9 protein-coding genes are annotated in these 16,342 nt (G+C 63.1%); all 9 read left to right on the forward strand.

What is annotated here, in order from left to right:
* Nucleotides 1–116 precede the first annotated feature (116 nt).
* The 9 genes from ABWW33_RS06985 (at nucleotide 117) to ABWW33_RS07025 (ending at nucleotide 16,342) form a co-directional block, all read left to right on the forward strand.
* Complete coding sequence (locus ABWW33_RS06985) at nucleotides 117–1,391, forward strand: glycosyltransferase (RefSeq protein ID WP_353400346.1); 1,275 nt, start codon at nucleotides 117–119, stop codon at nucleotides 1,389–1,391.
* Nucleotides 1,392–1,466: 75 nt separating this feature from the next.
* On the forward strand, nucleotides 1,467–1,706 hold the full coding sequence (locus ABWW33_RS06990) for a hypothetical protein (RefSeq protein ID WP_176655635.1): 240 nt from the start codon (nucleotides 1,467–1,469) through the stop codon (nucleotides 1,704–1,706).
* 91 nt (nucleotides 1,707–1,797) lie between these two features.
* The gene (locus ABWW33_RS06995) at nucleotides 1,798–5,160 is read left to right on the forward strand and encodes a GDSL-type esterase/lipase family protein (RefSeq protein ID WP_353400349.1); all 3,363 of its coding nucleotides are present in this window, start codon (nucleotides 1,798–1,800) and stop codon (nucleotides 5,158–5,160) included.
* A gap of 95 nt (nucleotides 5,161–5,255) precedes the next feature.
* The gene (locus tag ABWW33_RS07000; RefSeq protein ID WP_176655637.1) at nucleotides 5,256–6,482 is read left to right on the forward strand and encodes a XylR family transcriptional regulator; all 1,227 of its coding nucleotides are present in this window, start codon (nucleotides 5,256–5,258) and stop codon (nucleotides 6,480–6,482) included.
* Nucleotides 6,483–6,570: 88 nt separating this feature from the next.
* Complete coding sequence (xylB, locus tag ABWW33_RS07005; protein WP_218088014.1) at nucleotides 6,571–7,335, forward strand: D-xylose 1-dehydrogenase; 765 nt, start codon at nucleotides 6,571–6,573, stop codon at nucleotides 7,333–7,335.
* A 60-nt stretch (nucleotides 7,336–7,395) separates the two neighbouring features.
* Nucleotides 7,396–8,400, forward strand: coding sequence for a D-xylose ABC transporter substrate-binding protein (xylF, locus tag ABWW33_RS07010; RefSeq protein WP_176655638.1), 1,005 nt, complete (start codon nucleotides 7,396–7,398; stop codon nucleotides 8,398–8,400).
* Between the two features lie 383 nt (nucleotides 8,401–8,783).
* Nucleotides 8,784–11,789 (forward strand): TonB-dependent receptor, encoded by a 3,006-nt coding sequence (locus tag ABWW33_RS07015; protein ID WP_353400354.1) that lies wholly within the window; start codon nucleotides 8,784–8,786, stop codon nucleotides 11,787–11,789.
* Nucleotides 11,790–11,855: 66 nt separating this feature from the next.
* Nucleotides 11,856–13,448, forward strand: coding sequence for a GH35 family beta-galactosidase (locus tag ABWW33_RS07020; RefSeq protein WP_353400357.1), 1,593 nt, complete (start codon nucleotides 11,856–11,858; stop codon nucleotides 13,446–13,448).
* 17 nt (nucleotides 13,449–13,465) lie between these two features.
* A complete protein-coding gene (locus ABWW33_RS07025; RefSeq protein ID WP_353400360.1) occupies nucleotides 13,466–16,342 on the forward strand; it encodes a TIM-barrel domain-containing protein in 2,877 nt (958 codons plus the stop codon).

Consider the following 16,342-nt stretch of genomic DNA (forward strand, 5'->3'; position numbering starts at 1 on the left):
GGTTCTTCGGTTGGATTGAAAGTCGATCGATACGCTATTCTACGATTCTCTTCCGGCGTCTGCTGAATATTGGTGATCAAGCTACAATCCCAGCTGTTGCAATCACGCGAGACGTCATGAAAATAGGCATGCAGACATGGGGGAGCCACGGCGATGTCCGGCCGTTTCTCGCGCTGGCGGAAGGGCTGCAGGCAGCGGGCCACGAAGTCACGTTGTTGATCACCAGTTTCGATAACGCTGCATATGAAGGACTCGCTTCGCGGAACGGCGTAACAATCCGCGTGATCGCATCGCCCGCTATCTCGCCGGACGAGGCCGAAAAGATAGCCCGGACTGCCTATAATACGCGCAATCCGATGACGCAAATGGCCGAAATTCTGCGGCTGTGCTTTGCGCCGGCGGAAGAGGCCATGTTCGCGGCGGCCCAGGAGCTATGCGCGGACGCCGACCTGCTGATCGGCCACTACTTCATGCATCCGCTGCAAATCGCGGCCGAGCAAGCCGGCCGGCCCTATGTCAGCGTGCTGCTGTCGCATGCGGCGATCCCGAGTGCGTTCAACCATCCGCTGGGGATTCCTTTGGGCCGCCTGGGCAATCGGGCCTTGTGGTGGCTGACCAGGACGCTGCTGCATCGGGCCGCAGGCCATTATCCCAACAGGCTGCGCAAACGCCTCGGCATGCGTCCGACGGAGGATATCGTGACGGAAGTCTGGCTGTCGCCGCACCTGACGCTGGCGGCGGTCAGCCCGCAGATATGCGAGCGGCAGCCGGACTGGCCGCCGTCGCTGCAAGTGTGCGGTTTCCTGGATATGCCCAACATCGAACTGGAGGGGCGTTTGCCCGAGACGCTGGCATCGTTCCTGGCCGCCGGCGCGAAGCCGGTCTACATGACCTTTGGCAGCTGGATGCCGCGCGACCTGGCCAGCCAGAGCGAAACGCTGCACCTGCTTACCGATGCGGCCAGGTCGGCGGGCTGCCGCGCCATTATCCAAAGTCCCGGCTGGCGCGAATGCGGCTTCGAGTCCAGCGACCAGGTGCTGTATGTCTCGGGCGGGCCGCACCACTTGATCTTCCCGCGATGCCAGGCCGTGGTCCATCATGGCGGCGCCGGAACAACGCAGTCGGCCACGCTCGCCGGCAGGCCATCCGTTGTGGTGGCACACATCAGCGAGCAGGAGCACTGGGGGCGGGAATTGCAGCGCATGGGCGTGGCCGGCGGGATAAGCAAACGGCGCAGCCTGACAGCCAGGCAGTTGGCCGGCCGGCTCAGGCTGGTGCAGGACACGCCGGAAATGACAACCCGGGCGGAAGCCATTGCCAGGGCGATGGCGCTCGAGGACGGGGTTGCGCAAGCCGTCAGACATATCAATGAGCGATTCGGCGGAGACTAGTCAAACTCTTGCGGGCGACACCGCGATTCGTCCTGACATACAATTGCAGCCACCAGTCCCGGACGAGGAAACAACATGAATCCAGTTCACGACAGACGCCAGCGTGCGCAGCAAACGTCGGACACTGCGGGCTGGCACTCGCTCGAGTTCATCGTGCGGCAAGCGCTGGAAGTGCAGCGGGATATCGGCACGCCCGGCGCCGTGGAGTTTTTGCAGGGTATGGGCATCAACCCGAAAGTGATCACCCGCGTGCTGGCGCCCGATGCGAAGATACGCGCAGCGGACCAGCTTGCGCTGCGCCGTACGCCCGACTGAAATCATTGCCCCCCTTGGTGAATTTCGCAATTGCCGCGCCATAGGGCAGCTTGCAGAATGTCCTTATAACAAAATAGCGAGACATTCCCCTATGAAAATCCCGAACTGGCGCCTGGCGGCGTCGCTGGCCGTATTGTCGACCTCCGCGCTGGCGGCCGCGCCTCAGGAATTGAAAGTCTATACCGGCCAGCCGCTGGATTCGGGGCATGTGACGGTGGCGAACTTCGAGACGACCATGCGGCTCGACGGCGACACCGCCGTGATCCCGCCGTCGCTGACGATACCGTCCAACCATGTCGTCGCGAGCAAGGCCGGCCAGGGACTGACCCTGAGCTTCAAGGACTCCTGGTATGCCAGCCTGGGCGTGGAAGGCGACAAGCCGGTCGATCTGCGCCCCTACCTGGCGCGCGGGGTGCTGGCGCTGGACGTCAACGTCCAGGAAATGTCGCACGGGGGCCTCAGCTTCGCGCTCGGCTGCGGAGAAAAATGCAGCCGCAACGTGCCCTACGTGATCCCGGCGCGCGCGATGGAGGGCAAGGGCTGGCAGCACGTGGTGTTCCCGGTCAGCTGCTTCGTGCACGACGGTGACGATCTCAGCGCCATCACGCGGCCGTTCCTGCTTGACGCCACCGGCACCGGCGAGGTGTCGGTGGCCAACATCCGCTACCAGGCCAGCGGCAAGCCCAACGCCAGCTGCCCCGACTACAAGACGGTGTCGGTCACGCCGGACAAGCTCAACGAATCCTGGTCTATCGACTGGTGGACTCCGCGCCACGAGAAGAAGCTGGCCGAAGCCAAGGCGCTGGGCAAGAGCGCGCAGGTGGTCTTCATCGGCGATTCCATCACCGAGGGCTGGGAGAAGAGCGGCGCGCCGGTGTGGGAGCGCTATTACAAGCCGATGAACGGCCTGGCGCTGGGCTTCGGCGGCGACCGCACCGAGAACGTGCTGTGGCGCCTGCTGCACGGCGAAGTGGACGGCATCGCGCCGAAGGTGGCGGTGCTGATGTTCGGCACCAACAACACCGGTCATCGCCACGAGGATCCGAAGACCACGGCCATCGGCATCAAGCGCAATATCGACGAACTGCGCCGCCGCCTGCCGGACACCAAGATCCTGCTGCTGGCGATCTTCCCGCGCGGCGCCACGCCCGACGACGAGCTGCGCCGGATCAATGAGCAGGTCAACGGCATCATCTCGGGCTTTGCCGACAACCAGCATGTCTTCTTCCTCAACATTAACAAGGAATTCCTGACGCCGGACGGCACGCTGTCGAAGGACATCATGCCGGACCTGCTGCATCCAAACGAGAAGGGCTACGAGATCTGGGCCCGGTCGATGGCGCCGGAACTGAAGCGGCTGATGGGCGCCGGCGAATCCTACGCATGGGGCAACGTGGCCATCGGCGGCAGCGGCTTCGTCTCGGGCATCATCACCAGCAAGACCGAGAAGGGCCTGATCTACGCGCGCACCGACGTCGGCGGCGCCTACCGCTGGGACGGCGCCAACAAGCGCTGGATCCCCTTGCTGGACTGGGTATCGGACCAGGAAACCGGCCTGCTGGGCGTGGAGTCGATCGCGATCGATCCGAGCGCGCCGGCCAAGGTCTACCTGTCCACCGGCATCGCCTACATGAACGGCGGCGCCAGCGCGATCCTGAAATCCAGCGACTACGGCAAGACCTTCACCAAGATCGACGTGACCGGGCAGTTCAAGGTACACGGCAACGGCATGGGACGCGGCAATGGCGAGAAGCTGCAGGTCGATCCGGCCAACGGCAAGATCCTGTATGTCGGCACGCGCGCCAACGGCATGTTCAAGAGCGTGGACGAGGGACTGACCTGGCGGCACCTGGATGCCCTGCAGGTCGACACCACGCCCAACAAGAACGGCGTGAGCTTCGTGGTGCTCGACCCGGCCAGCGCCGGCGGCAAGGCCAATGACAAGGACCGGGAAACATCGCGCATCTTCGCCGGCGTGTCGCGCTATGGTTCGGTCGGCGCCAACATGTATATGTCCAACGACGCCGGCAAGACCTTCACCGCGCTGACCGGCGGCCCGACCGCGTTGATGCCGCAGCGCGCGGTGCTGGCGAAGGGCAGCCTGGTGGTGGTCTACGCGCAGGGCGCCGGCCCGTGGGGCGACGTGGCGCACGGCGAGGGCATGGAGCAGGGCCAGGTGTGGAAGTACGATATCGCCGCCGCCAGGTGGAGCAACATCTCGCCGCCGCTGAACCGCGCCTATGCCGGCATCACCGTCGACCCCGGCAACCCGGACCGCATGATCGTCTCCACCATCAGCTACTACGGCCAGCCCCATACCATGGGCGACAAGTTCTTCGAGACGCTGGACGGCGGCAAGAGCTGGAAAAGCATCGTCGACCAGGGCGTGCTGATCGACGCCAACGGCGTCAGCTGGATCGCCGGCAGCTTCATCCACTGGACCGCCAGCATCGAGTTCGATCCGTTCGACACCAACACCGTCATGGTCGTTTCCGGCAACGGCATCTTCAAGTCCACCGATATCCACGCCGCGCCGGCGGTGTGGAAGTTCGAGGACGCGGGCCTGGAGGAATCCGTGCCGCTGAACATGATCAGCATACCCGGCGGCCCGGCCATCTCGGCCATCGGCGACTACGACGGCTTCCGCCATACCGACGTCACGCAATACGCGCCCATCCACACGCCGACCATGGGCACCACCTGGGGCCTGGACTATGCCGCCGGCAATCCCAAGGTGGTGGTGCGGGTCGGCAGCGAGATGTACCTGTCCGGCGACATGGGCGTCAGCTGGAAGAAAACCGCCAGCCTGAAAGGCAAACAGGGCCAGCTGGCCCTCAGCGCGGACGGCAAGGTCATCGTGCACAGCCCGGCAAAATCCGCCGTCAGCTACTACTCGGCCGACGCCGGCGACAGCTGGACTGCCGTCAAGGGACTGGACGGCGGCCGTCCGGTCGCCGATCCGGTCAACCCGCGCAAGTTCTACGCCCTGAGCGGCGCCAAAATGCTGGTGAGCAGCGACGGCGGCGCCAGTTTCGCGCCGGCGGGCGGCCTGGCGTCGGCCCATGGCTCGAAGGTGGTGCGCGCGGCGCCGGGCCGGGAAGGGGATGTCTGGGTCGCGCTGTACGATGGCGGCCTGGCCCGTTCCACCGATTCCGGCGCCAGTTTCGCCAACCTGGGCAATGTCGGCTATGCGGCGGCTGTCGGCTTCGGCAAGGCCGCGCCGGGCGCCGGCTATCCGGCCGTCTACATCTGGGGCTCGGTGGGCGGGGTGCGCGGCCTGTTCCGCTCGACCGACACCGGCGCCAGCTGGCTGCGCGTCAACGACGACGCCCATCAATACGGCGGCCCCGGCGACGCCCAGTTCGTCGTCGGCGACGCCAATACCTTCGGTGTTGTCTTTATGAGCACGGCCGGCCGGGGCATCGTTGTTGGCCGTCCGCAACGTCTCCTATAAAAAATTCATATAGCTGATTGCGTTTTTTTCATTCCTGTATTTTCTCGTAGGCATGCACAATATCCAGTGCTTTCCTGACCGAGGTAGGATGAAAAATGCAGAAGAAGTCACATCGGATTGCGCTGCTGTTTAATGCAAACAAGATTTTTGATCGTGAAGTCATTGCAGGCATCGCGTCGCATCTGAGCAGCACCCGTGCATCCTGGGATTTATTCCTGGAGGAAGACTTCCGCCTGCGCCTGCCCGGCATCGAGCACTGGCAGGGCGACGGCATCATCGCAGACTTCGACGACCCGGCCGTGGCCTCCGCACTGGAGCGCAGCCGCATTCCGGTGGTGGCGGTCGGCGGCTCCTACGCCAGGGAGGCCGACTATCCCGGCTCCATCCCCTACGTCGCCACCGACAATTTCAAACTGATCAAGATGGCCCACGATCACCTGATCGAGGCCGGGCTGCGCCATTTCGCCATGTTCAGCCAGCCGGAAGCGCAGGAAAACCGCTGGGCGCAGGAGCGCGAAACCGCCTTCCGCACGCTGATGCGCAAGGACATGATGGAGCCGCAGATCTACCGCGGCCTGGGCACCAGCGCGCCGTCGTGGGACGAGGCGGTGGAGCAGCAGATCAAGTGGCTGCACAGCCTGCCGAAGCCGGTCGGCATCATCGCCGTCACCGACGCCCGCGCGCGCCAGTTGCTGCAGGCCTGCATCATGGCCGGCATCGAGGTGCCGGAGCAGGTGTCGCTGATCGGCATCGACAACGACCCGCTGGCGCGCATGCTGACGCGCATTCCGCTCAGCTCCGTGATCCAGGGCGCGCAGGAGATGGGCCGCACCGCCGCGCACCTGCTGGACCAGATGCTGCACGGCGTGCGCCTGGCCGGCACGCGCATCCTGGTGCCGCCGGTCGGCATCAACGTGCTGACCTCGACCCGCCACGAAACGCCGAAGCACCCGCACGTGATGCGGGCGCGCCACTTCATCCGCCAGTACGCCTGCCAGGGCATCAAGACGCACCAGGTGGCCGAGTATGTCGGCATCTCGCGCTCGTCGCTGGAGTCGTACTTCCGCCAGGAGCTCGATTGCAGCGTGCACGACGTGATCCTGCGCTTCAAGCTGGACGCCGCCACCGATATCCTGGCGCGCGGCGAACGCAGCATCTCCGACGTGGCGCTCAGCTGCGGCTTCACATCGGTGCAGTACATGCACGCGGTGTTCAAGCGGGAGCTGGGCTGCACGCCGCGCGCCTACCAGGACCGGGCGATGCTCAACTGCGCGCCCAAAGGCGACGGCGCGACTGTGACGGATCTGCGCAGCGTCGCCTAAATCATGATCGGGATTGGTGAGTTTCATAATTGCCGTCACTGGTGAATCGGGTCAGAATCCTCCACGCAGTTTGCCTGGAGATAAGACCTTGGAAAAAAATATCAATGCAATTTACCCCGGCCTGGCCGGCAAGCGTGTCGTCGTCACCGGCGGCGGCAGCGGCATCGGCGCCGGCATCGTCGAGGCGTTTGCGCGCCAGGGCGCCCGCGTCCACTTCCTGGACATCGCGGAGCAGGAATCGTTCGCGCTGCAGGCCGCGCTTTCCATCCTGCCCACGCCGCCAAGCTACATCCGCTGCGACCTGACGAATCTCGACAAGGTGGCGTCGGTGTTCGCCGACATAGGCCCGGTCGACATCCTGATCAACAACGCCGCCAACGACGACCGCCACAAGGTGGGTAATGTGAGTCAGGGCTACTGGGACAACCGCATGGCGGTCAACCTGCGCCATCATTATTTCTGCGCCCAGGCGGTGGTGCCCGGCATGCGCGAGCAGGGCGGCGGCGTGATCCTGAATTTCGGTTCGATCTCGTGGCACCTGGCCTTGCCGGAGCTGACCCTCTACATGACGGCCAAGGCGGCCATCGAAGGCATGACGCGCGGCCTGGCCCGCGATCTCGGTCCGCACAACATCCGCGTCAACAGCATCATTCCCGGCGCCGTGCGCACGCCGCGCCAGGAAGCCCTGTGGCATACGCCGGAGGAAGAGGCGCGCATCCTGGCCGGCCAGTGCCTGCCGCAGCGCGTGGAGGTGGAGGACGTGGCGGCGCTGACCCTGTTCCTGGCCTCCGATGCGGCCGGCCGCTGCAGCGGCCGCGAATATTTCGTCGACGCCGGTTGGTACGGCGCTTGATAGCTGGATAAGCTAATATGCTGTTGGGGCTCAGACCCAGGCCAACAGGAGACGGAATCAATGAAGAAATTACTCAGCGCGGCGGCCATCGCCGTCATGATGGCGACGGCCGGCGGCAACGCCATGGCCGACGCCAAGAATCCAAAGATCGGCTTCTCGATCGATGACTTGCGCCTGGAGCGCTGGGCGCGCGACCGCGACTACTTCGTCGCCGCCGCCGAGCAGCAGGGCGCCAAGGTGTTCGTGCAATCGGCCGACGCCAGCGAGCAGCGCCAGATCGCCCAGATCGAGAACCTGATCTCGCGCGGCGTGGACGTGCTGGTCATCGTTCCCTTCAACGCCACGGTGCTGAACAACGCCATCCGCGAAGCGAAGAAGGCGAAAATCAAAGTCGTTTCGTACGACCGCCTGATCCTCAACGCGGACATCGACGCCTACATCTCCTTCGATAACAAGATGGTCGGCGAGATGCAGGCGCAGGGCGTGGTGGCGGTGAAGCCCAAGGGTAATTTTTATCTGCTGGGCGGCGCGCCGACCGACAACAACGCCAAGATGCTGCGCGAAGGCCAGCTGAAGGTGCTGCAGCCGCTGGTCGACAAGGGCGATATCAAGATCGTCGGCAAGCAGTGGGTCAAGGACTGGAGTCCGTCCGAGGCGATGTCCATCATCGAAAACGCGCTGACCGCCAACGGCAACAAGATCGACGCCGTGGTCGCGTCGAACGACGCCACCGCCGGCGGCGCGATCCAGGCGCTGGCGGCCCAAAAGCTGGACGGCAAAGTGGCCGTCTCCGGCCAGGACTCCGACCTGGCGGCCGTCAAGCGTGTGCTCGCCGGTTCGCAGACGATGACCGTCTACAAGCCGCTCAAGCTGATCGCCTCGGAAGCGGCCCGGCTGTCCATCCAGCTGGTGCGCGGCGAGAAGCCGGCCTACAATTCCCAGTATCAGAACGGCTTTAAACAAGTTGATACGCTGCTGCTCAAACCGACCGCGCTGACCAAGGCCAACATCGACCTGGTCGTCACCGACGGCTTCTACACCAAAGCGCAACTCGGCATCAAGTAAGCCGCGCCACATCCTCCAGTCCCGCCTACGCGCGGCCCGCATCGCCGGGCCGCGCGCCTTTATGCTGCATGCCCTGTCGGATGCACGCTACGCTTGGCCATTATCATTCTCGGCGTTGGTGAATTTCGCAATTGCGGCCATGAGGGGTAACTTGCAAAATGGTCTCATAGCATCGGATGGCCCGGCGCCCCGCCAGAACCGCCATCACGATAAAAAAACGACGAGCGAGACCAGATCAATGAAGACCGACTACCAGCGCCATTTCGCGCCCGCGGGCAGATTCGCCCTGCGCTTCCCTACTGAATAACCACAAGCAGGTAACTAGCACCCATAACAAATGGCCAACGAGCCATGAAATATTCGTATAACTCTGGAGAGTGTAGATGAAACAGTTCAATAAAACCGCGATCGCGCTGGGCGTGATGGCAATGATGTCCGGCACGGTGGTGTATGCACAAACCGCAACCGCGCCCGCCAAGACCGACGCCCCGACGACCGAACCGGTGGCGGTGATCGTGACCGGCCAGCGCGCTGCGCTGCAGTCGGCACAGAAGATCAAACAGAATTCCGACGAGATCGTCGACTCGATCGTCGCCGAAGATATGGGCAAGCTGCCCGACCGTTCGGTGACCGAGGTGCTGCAGCGCGTCGTCGGCGTGACCATCGACCGCACGATGTCCAAGGGCGACCCGGAGCACTTCTCGGTCGAAGGTTCGGGCGTATCGATCCGTGGCCTGAGCTATGTGCGCTCCGAATTGAACGGCCGCGATTCGTTCTCCGCCAACGGCGGCCGCTCGCTGAACTTCGAGGACGTGCCGCCGGAACTGGTGGCTGGCGTCGACATCTACAAGAACCCATCGGCGGAACAGGTCGAAGGCGCCGTTGGCGGCCTGGTGAATCTGCGCACCGCCATGCCGTTCGACTACAAGGGCTTCAAGGCCTCCGTCTCGGCCGACCGCACCTGGTCGGAACTGAAGAAGGGCAAGACCTCGCCATCGGCTTCGGGCCTGGTGTCGAACCGCTGGAAAACCCCGCTGGGTGAAATCGGCGCCTTGCTGGACCTGGCTTATTCGGAAAGCGGCACCCGCACCGACGCCTTCCAGGTCGAGCCTTACTATCCGCTGAAAGACGCCAAGGGCAATACCGTCTACGTACCGAAAGGCGCGCAATGGCGTACGCTGGAATTCAACCGCAAGCGCGAAGGCGCATACGGCGCGCTGCAATGGAAGAAGGACGACTGGTCCAGCTCCCTGACCTACTTCAAGTCGAAGTACGAGATGCAGTGGGACGAGCAGGCGATCTTTGCCCAGTCCAGCCCCTACAACATCAAGGTTTCGCCTGACGCCACCTTCAATTCCAAAGGCGCGCTGCAGACCGGCACCCTGACCGATCCAACCGACGGCGGCATCAATTTCGGCGACGATACCCGTACCTCGAACCGCAAGTCCGATACCACCGACCTGTCGTGGAACCTGCGCTGGCGTCATGACAACTGGACCGTCACCACCGACGTCCAGCACATCAAGGCCACCACCCGCAGCGTGGACTCCACCGTGGCCACCGGCGTCACGATGCCGAAGGAGACGCTGGACCTGAGCGGCAACGTGCCGAAGATCCTGTTCACCGATGCCGACCGCGCTTACCTGGCCGACCCGAAGAACTACTACTGGGCGTTCACCATGGAACACCTGGACCAGAGCAAGGCCAATGAAACCGCGTGGCGCACCGACGCCAAGTACGATTTCGATAATCCTGTGCTGCGCGACTTCCGCTTTGGTGTGCGCCTGACCGACCGCGACGCGGTGACGCAGAACTCCAACCCGAGCTACAACTGGGCGGCCATCACCCAGCCATGGCAGGTGGGCTGGGATATCAGCAAACTGGCGTCGCTGGGCGACCCGCGCTTCAGCGGCAATACCAACCTGCACTCGTTCAATAACTTCTTCAACGGTGGCGTGTCCGTGCCGTCCGTGGTGTTCCCGAACGTCTCGCTGGCGCAAGGCTTCCCGGGCAGCTACGCGCAGCTGCACACCTACCACGACATCCTGTGCAAAGAGCAAAATCCTACCGGCACCTGCGCCCCGTGGAAACAAGCGACCTTCGGTGCGGACAACTACGCCGGCACCAACGACCAGTCGGAAAAGACCAAGGCGCTGTATGGCCAGTTGCGCTTCGGCTGGGATAACCTGAAGTATCCGATCGACGGCAACATCGGCCTGCGCTACGTCAAGACCGATTCGAGCGCGCGCGGCTACACGGTGTTCACCTCGACCGCACCGAACGGCGGCAACCAGGTCGGCGTGCCGGTCCCGAACATCCTGCCGTTCGCCCAGGTCAAGGATTACGAGAACGACTACCACAACTTCCTGCCTAGCCTGAACCTGCGCCTGAAAGCGACCGACACGCTGCAGTTCCGCTTTGCCGTCGCATCGGCGCTGTCGCGTCCGGACTTCACGCAGCTGCAGGGTTACACCACGCTGTCGGAAACGGCCAACACCTCGACCAATACCGCCACCGGCGTCACCACCGTCAACAGCGTCAGCCTGACCGGTACCGGCACCGGCAACCCGCTGCTGCGTCCGACCACCTCCAAGCAGCTCGACGCGACCATGGAGTGGTACTTCGCGCCTACCGGTTCGTTCACCGCGACGGTGTTCAACAAGCGCCTGAAAGACATCGTGGTCAACCAGACCTACGTGGTGCAGCTGCCTGACACCGCCGGCAAACAGCACGACTTCACGGTCACCGGTCCGGTCAACGGCGCCAAGGGTTATGCCCGCGGCTTCGAGCTGGCCTTCCAGCAGTACTTCGACAAGCTGCCGGGTGCATGGTCCGGCCTGGGCGTACAAGCCAACTTCACCTTCGTCGACAGCAAGCGCGATCTGTACAAGCCTGTGTATCAGAAGTACTGCACCGGCGGGAACACCGCAGACAACGTCAACCTGAACCTGAACGGCTGCGACACCAACGGCACCACCTTCGGCGATCTGCCGCTGGAAAACCTGTCGCGCCAGACCTATAACCTCGCGCTGCTGTACGATCAGGGCAAGATCTCGGCGCGCCTGGCTTACAACTGGCGTTCGAAGGCGCTGCAGGCGGTCAACGTCAACGGCACCCAGGGTACGGACGGTCTGGATACCAATCCTGCCAGCCCGACCTACGGCCAGACCAACGTCGCATGGGGCCTGCCTACCTGGTCCGACTCCTACGGCCAGCTCGATGCGTCGATGTTCTACAAGTTCACCGACAAGCTGCAACTGGGTCTGGAAGCGCAGAACCTGACCGACTCGACCTACAAGCAGCTGATGCAGCAAAATATCGGTATGATGGGCCGCGCATGGTTCAAGACCGGCCGTCGCGTGGTGGCAAAACTGAGCTACGACTTCTAAATCACGAAAGGCTTTAACCAGATGAAGCACACCGCCCGCCAGCTTGTTACCTCCATGAGTTTTTTGATGGCCGCAGCTGGTGCGGCGGCCGCCGATTTGCCGCAGATTGTGAAGAAGGACGGCCGCCACGCCCTGATGGTCGATGGCGCGCCGTTTGTGATGTTCGGCGCCCAGGCGCACAATTCAAGCAATTATCCGCTGGCCCTGAAGAAGGTCTGGCCGGCGCTGAAGGACATGCACGCCAACACCCTCGAAATCCCGGTCGCATGGGAACAGATCGAGCCGGTCGAGGGCAAGTTCGATTTCAGCTATGTCGACACCCTGCTGGCCCAGGCGCGCGAGAACAAGATGCGCCTGGTGCTGCTGTGGTTCGGCACCTGGAAGAACACCGGCCCGCAGTACACGCCGGAATGGGTCAAGTTCGATAACAAGCGCTTCCCGCGCATGGTGGACAAGGACGGCAAGACGATCTACTGCCTGTCCCCGAACAGCGAGGAAACGATGAAGGCCGACAAGAAGGCCTTTGTCGCGCTGATGGAACATATCAAGAAGGTCGATACGGCGCAGCGCACCGTCATCATGATGCAGGTCGAGAATGAAGTCGGCACCTACGGTTTCGTGCGCGATTTCGCGCCGAAGGCGCAGGCGGCGTTCGAGCAGAAGGTGCCGCAAGCCGTGCTCGATCACAAGAAGCCGACGCTGGCCGCGTCGGGAACCTGGAAGCAGGTCTACGGCGACTACGCCGACGAATACTTCCACGCCTACTCGATCGCCAGCTATATCGAGGAAATCGCCAAGGCCGGCCGCGCCGTCTACAACCTGCCGATGTACGTCAACAACGCGTTGCGCGATCCGCTGGAATCGCCGGTCATGCCGTGGAAGGGCAACTTCGCCAGCGGCGGCCCGACCTACGACGTCATCGATATCTACAAGGCCGCCGCGCCGCATATCGACATCGCCGCGCCGGACATCTACGGACCCGAGTCGGACAAATTCACCGCCACGCTGGACCGCTTCCAGCGCGCCGACAATCCGCTGATGCTGCCGGAGATGAGCAACGCCGCCAATTACGTGCGCTATGCCTACCTGGTGCTGGGCCGCGGTTCGCTGGCCTTCTCGCCGTTCGGCATCGACTACGCCGACTACAGCAACTTCCCGCTCGGCTCCAAGGCCGTCGACAAGACCATGGTCGAGCCTTTCGGTAAAATCTACGCGGCGTTCCGGCCGATGGAGCGGCAGTGGGCCAAGTGGGCGTTCGAGGGCCGCACGCACGGCGTGGCCGAGGGCGACGACCGCAAGCCGCAGACCATCAAGATGAAGAACTGGGACGCCACCGTCAGTTTCCGCCTGTGGCAGTTCGGCGATGCGGAATGGCTGGCCAAGGTGAAGGACATGCCGGCCAATACCGAGCAGCCCAATGGCGGCGTCTCGATCGCGCAAATCGGCGACAATGAATTTATCGTCGTGGGCCAGCACGCACGGGTGAGCTTCGGCAGCGCCGACGGCAAGCCGTCGATGCTGGCGCGCGTGGAGGAAGGCTACTTCGATGCGTCGGGCAAGTGGATCATGGAGCGCAACTGGAACGGCGACCAGACGGATTATGGCCTGAACCTGACCGGCAATCCGGTGGTTCTCAAAGTCAAAATGGGTACGTATTAAAAATAACAGGAGAAAGAATGCGATTCAAATCGATGGTGCCGGCGGCTTCGTGCCTGGCGGTGATGATGGCCGGCCACGCGTCGGCCGGCACGTTTGAAAAAACCGCCACCGGCGTGGTGGTCAAGCCCGACAGCGGCGCCGCCAAAGAGGTGCGGCTGGAAGTCATGGGCGATAACATCATCCACGTGGTGAAGCTCGACCAGGCAGGCAAGACGCTGACGCCATCGCTGATGACCGTGGCTGCTCCTGTTAGCGGTAACTTCAAAGTCGCCGCTTCAGGCAAGGACAAGGTCACGCTGAAGGCGAAGAAGATTTCGGTGGCGGTGTCGCTGGCGACCGGCCAGGTTCAATTCTTCAATGCGGCCGGCAAGGCCTTCCTGAGCCAGGCCTCGGAAAGCATGGCGCCGGTCGACGTCGACGGCAAGCCTTTCCTCGCCATCAAGGAAGGCTTCAACCACGGCACCAAGGACGCCTACTACGGCCTGGGCCAGCACCAGAACCATCAGATGAACCTCAACGGCGAGGACGTGCTGCTCATGCAGCACAACATGGCGATCGCCGTGCCTTTCGTCGTCTCGGACAAGAACTACGGCGTCCTGTGGGACAACAACGCCATCTCGCGCTTCGGCAACGCCAAGCCTTACGGTTACCTGAGCCGCGACCTGAAACTGGTCGACGACGAGGGCAAGCCGGGCGGCCTGACGGCGCGCTACTACGTCAATGACAAACTGGTGCTGACGCGCCAGGAGAAGGACATCTCCTACCAGTATCTGAAGGACGTGGCCGAGAACTGGCCGAAGGAGCTGGGCGATCCGAAGAAGGCCACCGGCGTGAAGGTCGTCTGGGATGCGACGCTGAGCAGCGACAAGCCGGGCGTGCACAAGATGCAGTTGTACTCGTCGGACTATGCGACGCTGAGCCTGGACGGCAAGCAGGTGATGGACGTGTGGCGCCAGGGCTGGAACCCGTGGTACCACAATTTCGAGGTCAAGTTCGAGGCCAACAAGCCGGTCAAGCTGCACCTGGAATGGAAGCCGACCGGCGGCATGGTCGCGATCACGCATAACGATCCGTTGCCGGACGCCGAGCGCCACTCGCTGACCTTCTCGTCGGAAGTCGCGCAGGGCATCGACTACTACGTCATCAACGGCGAGAGCATCGACAACGTCATCGCCGGCTACCGCCACCTGACGGGACAGGCGCCGATGATGCCGAAGTGGGCCTACGGTTTCTGGCAGTCGCGCCAGCGCTATGAAACGCAGGAGCAGCTGCTGGGCGTGCTGCGCGAATACCGCAAGCAGGGCTGGCCGGTCGATAACATGGTGCAGGACTGGTTCTACTGGCCGCAGGACCAGTGGGGCTCGCACGATTTCGACCCGGTCCGTTTCCCGAATCCGAAAGCGATGGTGGATGAAGTCCACAAGGCCAACGCCCGCATCATGATTTCGATCTGGGGCAAGTTCTACTCGAACACCGCCAACTACAAGGAACTTGCGGCCAAGGGCCACATGTGGACCAAGAACGTCGAAGACGGCGCCCTCGACTGGGTAGGCCCCGGCTACAAGAACAGCCACTACGATCCGTACACCAAGGAAGCGCGCGATATCTACTATCGCCAGATGAAGCCGAAACTGGTGGACCTGGGCTTCGACGCCTGGTGGATGGACAACACCGAACCGGACGTGCTGTCCAACACCCGTCCTGCCGACTTCAAGAAACTGGTCGGACCGACCGTGTATGGCGGCGGCGAGATCACCTTCAATCCGTATAGCCTGGTGCATACGGAGGGCTTCTATCAGGGACTGAAGAAGGACCAGCCGGACACGCGCCAGTTCATCCTGTCGCGTTCGGGCTTCGCCGGCATCCAGCGCAACGCGGCCGCAGTGTGGAGCGGCGATACGGCCAGCCGCTGGAACAACCTGTACGACCAGATATCGGCTGGCGTCAGCATCTCGATGTCGGGCATCCCGAACTGGACGCACGATATCGGCGGCTATGCGCAGGAAACCCGCTACCAGTTCGGCGATGTCGGCTCGGCGCAGGAGAACCGCGACACCGGCGCCGCCAAGGGCAGCGAGGAGGACATGAAGGAATGGCGCGAGCTGAATCTGCGCTGGTTCCAGTTCGGCGCGTTCTCGCCGCTGTTCCGTTCCCACGGCGAGGTGGTCAAGCGCGAGATCCACGAAATCTCGCCGGCCGGTTCGCCGATGCGCGATTCGATGGTCTGGTACGACAAGCTGCGCTATCGCCTGATGCCTTATATTTATTCGGCCGCGGCGGATATCCATTACGAATCCGGCGCCATCATGCGCGGCCTGGTGATGGACTTCCCGCAGGACGAGGCGGTCAAGGACATCAAGGACCAGTACCTGTTCGGCCACAACATGATGGTCGCTCCGGTGTATGTCTACGGCGCGCGCGAGCGCAGCGTGTACATGCCGAAGGGCGCGAACTGGTATGACTTCTACACCGGCCAGCTGTACAAGGGCGGCACCACGGCGTCGATCAACGCGCCGGAGATCCGCATGCCGCTGCTGGTGAAGGCCGGCGCGATCCTGCCGATGGGCCCCGTGACGCAGTACGTGGACGAGAAGCCGGACGCACCGCTCACACTCAATATCTACACCGGCGCCGACGGCAAATTCAGCCTGTACGAGGATGACGGCGTGACGAACGCCTACCAGCGCGGTGAGTTCAGCCGCATCCCGTTGAGCTACAACGACAAGACCGGCGCCGTCACCATCGGCGAGCGCGCCGGCCAGTACAAGGGCATGGTGGCCAAGCGCCAGTTCAAGGTGCGCTTCATCAAGGCCGGCGTATCGAGTTCGGATGACTTCGACGCGGCCGACAAGGTCGTCAGCTACGAAGGCAAGGCCATTACCGTAAAGCGTTGA

Origin of the sequence: Duganella hordei, from assembly GCF_040369125.1 — a bacterium.
GTDB classification, from domain to species: domain Bacteria; phylum Pseudomonadota; class Gammaproteobacteria; order Burkholderiales; family Burkholderiaceae_D; genus Rugamonas; species Rugamonas hordei.

Excerpts from the sequence above, each read along its gene's own strand:
- ABWW33_RS06985 (WP_353400346.1), top strand. The coding sequence starts at position 117 with ATGAAAATAGGCATGCAGACATGGGGGAGCCACGGCGATGTCCGGCCG.
- ABWW33_RS06990 (WP_176655635.1), top strand. The coding sequence starts at position 1,467 with ATGAATCCAGTTCACGACAGACGCCAGCGTGCGCAGCAAACGTCGGAC.
- ABWW33_RS06995 (WP_353400349.1), top strand. The coding sequence starts at position 1,798 with ATGAAAATCCCGAACTGGCGCCTGGCGGCGTCGCTGGCCGTATTGTCG.
- ABWW33_RS07000 (WP_176655637.1), top strand. The coding sequence starts at position 5,256 with ATGCAGAAGAAGTCACATCGGATTGCGCTGCTGTTTAATGCAAACAAG.
- xylF (WP_176655638.1), top strand. The coding sequence starts at position 7,396 with ATGAAGAAATTACTCAGCGCGGCGGCCATCGCCGTCATGATGGCGACG.
- ABWW33_RS07015 (WP_353400354.1), top strand. The coding sequence starts at position 8,784 with ATGAAACAGTTCAATAAAACCGCGATCGCGCTGGGCGTGATGGCAATG.
- ABWW33_RS07020 (WP_353400357.1), top strand. The coding sequence starts at position 11,856 with ATGGCCGCAGCTGGTGCGGCGGCCGCCGATTTGCCGCAGATTGTGAAG.
- ABWW33_RS07025 (WP_353400360.1), top strand. The coding sequence starts at position 13,466 with ATGCGATTCAAATCGATGGTGCCGGCGGCTTCGTGCCTGGCGGTGATG.